The sequence below is a fragment of the Psychroserpens sp. genome (assembly GCF_045105015.1).
Lineage (GTDB): Bacteria > Bacteroidota > Bacteroidia > Flavobacteriales > Flavobacteriaceae > Psychroserpens.
Window position 1 is genome coordinate 1 of record NZ_JBGCCX010000060.1, and the last position, 3,763, is coordinate 3,763.

Sequence of the window (3,763 nt, forward strand, 5' to 3'; positions counted from 1 at the left end):
TCTACTCTTGCGACTATTGTTGCAATTTTTGCATTCAGATAAATAAAAAGCCACTAAATTAAATATTATGTCTAAAAACGACCTTTCAAATAAAGACAACATTATAGATATAGTTGAATTATACTTATCTAAATGGAAGCTAATTTTAGCTTGTGTTATTGTTGCCTTGCTTGTAGCTTTTATTGTCATTAGATACAGTACATATACTTATCAAGCAAATGCCACAATAAAATTAAAAGAAGATGAAAATTCACGAAGTTTAGCAGAAATTTCGTCTCTTCAGAATGGACTTTTAGGTAGCGATTTACCTAATGTAACAGATGAGATTGAAGTCATTAAGTCACGAACGATAATTACAGAAGTAGTAAGAGATTTAAATCTAAACATCAAATACCTTGTTAACGGTAAAGTAAAACAAGAAGAAGTATATACAAATCCACCGTTAAATATCAACTTTTTAGTAAGTGATTCAATTGTAGAAAACATTAACAAATCGTTGTATGTAAAAATTATTTCTGATCAACAATTTGAACTATCAAAAGTTAACACTAATAAGTTTTTACAATTTGGAGGTTCTGACACAACAACTCATAGTTTTGGTGAAAAAGTAGAAACTTCTTTTGGAGAATTTATATTAACCCCAAACATTGGTTCTTATGGCTCTGCTCCTAACTCACATGTTGAAATTAAAATCAAACCTTTAGACGTTGTTGTAGAAGCTTACCTAAGTAAAATAGTGGTTGCACCTTCACAAAAATCAAATGTGATTCGTCTTTCAGTTAACGAAAGTATAAAGGAAAAAGCGAAACTGATACTAGACAAAGTCATCGAAAAATATAATGACGATGTTATAAACGATAAAGAAAAAGTTGTACAAATCACATCCGATTTCATTACTAATCGTTTAAACATTGTATCCAACGAACTAGAAAAGGTTGACTTTACTGCAGAAAAACTACAGAAAGACAATAAACTAATCGCTTTAGGTTCTCAATCAAATCTCTTTTTAGAAAGTGAAAAAGCTACAGAAGCTAAAATTAATGCGACTAGCAATCAGTTACAATTAGTTGAATTCATGACTGAACGCCTGAATGATGGTTCATCTGAATCAGACCTATTACCAGCAGACATTGGTATTGCTGATAATAATTTTGCGCAAATCACTAAAAGCCATAATGATCTTGTCTCAAGACGTGATCGTATATTGAAAAATTCAAGTGAAAAAAACCCAACTGTAGTTAAATTGAATGACCAGATAAATGCATTGAAAAACAATATCAATCAAAGTTTAAAAAACATTAAATCTGCTAATCAAATTACACTTAACAATTTAAATAGAGAAGACTCAAGAATTCGAGGTCAAATTTATTCTGCTCCTGGCAAAGAACGTCAGTTTAGAGATATTAAACGTCAGCAGGACATTAAAGAATCATTGTATTTATATCTTCTTCAGAAAAGAGAGGAAACTGCAATTACTTTAGGTATGTCTACAGCTAATGCTAAAGTCATTGACCAAGCCTATACGTATAATGATCCTGTTTCACCCAAGAAACAAATGATTTATTTATCAGCGCTACTGATTGGTTTATTTTTACCAGTGTCTTATGTTTTTGCAAAAAACATGTTAGATACCAAAGTACACACAAAAGATGATGTCAGACGTTTAATTAAAGCTCCGTTTTTAGGAGATATTCCTAAGTCTGACACTAATTTTAATGTTGTGACTAAAGTAGATTATTCACCTAAAGCTGAAGCTTTTAGAATTATAAGAACAAATATTAACTTTATGTTACAAGGTTCGAATTCACCATGTAAAACAGTTTTTGTTACTTCTACAACTGCTCAGGAAGGAAAATCGCATACAACCACAAATTTGGCAAGTTCGTTTTCGTTTTCTGAAAAGAAAGTTTTACTAATTGAAACAGATATTAGAGTCCCAAGAGTTAATGATTACCTTAATATAAAAGCAAACAAAGGATTAACTGATTATATTTCGGATAAATCTTTAAATGTAAATGATGTAATTATCAAAACTGAAGGCAATCCATTTTTAGATGTTATTCCATCTGGAACCATACCTCCAAATCCAGCAGAATTGTTAATGAGTAATCGAGTAAATGAACTTTTTGATTTTGCAAAAAAGACATATGATTACATTATTGTTGATACAGCTGCAGTTGGTCTAGTGACTGATACTTTATTAATAAGCGATCATGCAGATATGTTTATATACGTTGTTAGTGTTGATAATGTTGACAAGCGCGAATTGCATATTGCACAGACGCTTTATGAAGAAAAACGATTACCTAATATGGCAATTCTACTTAATGGTACAATTAAGAAGCGAGGTTACGGATACGGTTATGGAAATAATCCACGACAAAAAAAGAAAAGATTCGGAATTATATAAAAAAGAAAGCCACAACTAAAATTGTGGCTTTCTTTTTTATAACTTTCGTCTAGCTTTCTCATGCTTTAATAAATTAAGTTCTCTACTCGTTTGTCCTGCTACAGATGTATTTTCTTCTGCTCTTCTAATTAAATACGGCATTACATCCTTTACTGGACCAAACGGGACGTATTTAGCAACATTATAACCTTGTTTTGCCAAATTAAAACTAATGTGATCACTCATACCATAAAGTTGTCCAAACCAGACATTATTATCTTTCTTATCAACTCCTAATTCTTTCATCAAATCCATAGCTATATAACAACTTTGCTCGTTATGTGTACCAATAAACAATGAAATACTATTAAGATGATTTAAAATATAAGTCATACAAGAATTAAAATTATCATCTGTTGCTTGTTTACTTTCACAAATAGGAGATTTATAACCTTTCTCTTCAGCTCTTTCTCTCTCCTTTTCCATGTAAGCACCTCTAACAATTTTAAAACCTACTTTAAAATTTTGAGATTTTGCACGATCGTGAATCGCTTTTAAATAATCGAATCGATCCCATCTATACGTCTGTAATGTATTGTAAACAATAGGCTTATCTTGATTATATTTCAACATCATAGTTTCACAAAGATCATCTGCTGCATTTTGCATCCAACTTTCTTCTCCATCAATCAATACTTCAACATCTTTTTCTTTTGCTAAACTACAAACCGCATCAAAACGTGCTACTATCCTATTCCACTCGTCTTGTTCTTCAGAAGTGAACGTCTTACCTTCTCCTTTTTTTTGATACAAATAAAAACGACCAAAACCAGTAGGCTTAAAAACAACAATAGGCATAGCGTCTTTTTCATCAGCAAACTTGATAATTTTTAAAATCTTATCTCTTGCTTCATCAAAGGTAGATTCCTCCTCTTTTCCTTCTACTGAATAATCTAAAACAGAACTCACCCCTTTAGTGTACATTTTATCAATAACCGGTAAACAATCTTCTTCATTTACACCTCCACAGAAATGATCAAATACTGTAGAGCGAATTAAGCCTTCAACTGGCAAATTAGCTTTTAATGCAAAATTGGTGGCAGCTGTTCCTATTCTTACTAAAGGTTGATGAGAAATCATCTTAAATAAAAAATAAGCACGTTCTAACTGAGCGTCATTTTTGAGTGCAAAAGCAACTTCAGTGTTATCAAAAAGTGTGTTTGTAGTCATTCAAAAAAATTATATACCAAAAATAATTATTTGGTAGCTATTATTTTACTAAAAACAGCTAATTTTCCACTTTATTAGAAAGACATTAATGGCAATGAATTCCATAGAGACAAAAACATATACAGTTCATTTTAATTCAACTGG

At 31.0% G+C, this 3,763-nt stretch carries 2 protein-coding genes; one reads left to right on the forward strand and one right to left on the reverse strand.

Going from position 1 to position 3,763, the window contains the following annotated elements; genetic code table 11:
• The first annotated feature begins 67 nt into the window (after positions 1-67).
• Positions 68-2,410 (forward strand): GumC family protein, encoded by a 2,343-nt coding sequence (locus AB8B90_RS04970; protein WP_405334273.1) that lies wholly within the window; start codon positions 68-70, stop codon positions 2,408-2,410.
• Positions 2,411-2,446: 36 nt separating this feature from the next.
• On the opposite strand, the gene AB8B90_RS04975 is transcribed toward AB8B90_RS04970, so the two are convergent.
• Entirely contained in the window at positions 2,447-3,619 is a 1,173-nt protein-coding gene (locus AB8B90_RS04975; RefSeq protein ID WP_405334276.1) for a proline dehydrogenase family protein, read from the reverse strand.
• Positions 3,620-3,763: the final 144 nt, after the last annotated feature.

Bases quoted from the DNA above. Each gene is read 5' to 3' on its own strand.
- AB8B90_RS04970 (WP_405334273.1), top strand. From the start codon at position 68: ATGTCTAAAAACGACCTTTCAAATAAAGACAACATTATAGATATAGTT.
- AB8B90_RS04975 (WP_405334276.1), bottom strand. From the start codon at position 3,619: ATGACTACAAACACACTTTTTGATAACACTGAAGTTGCTTTTGCACTC.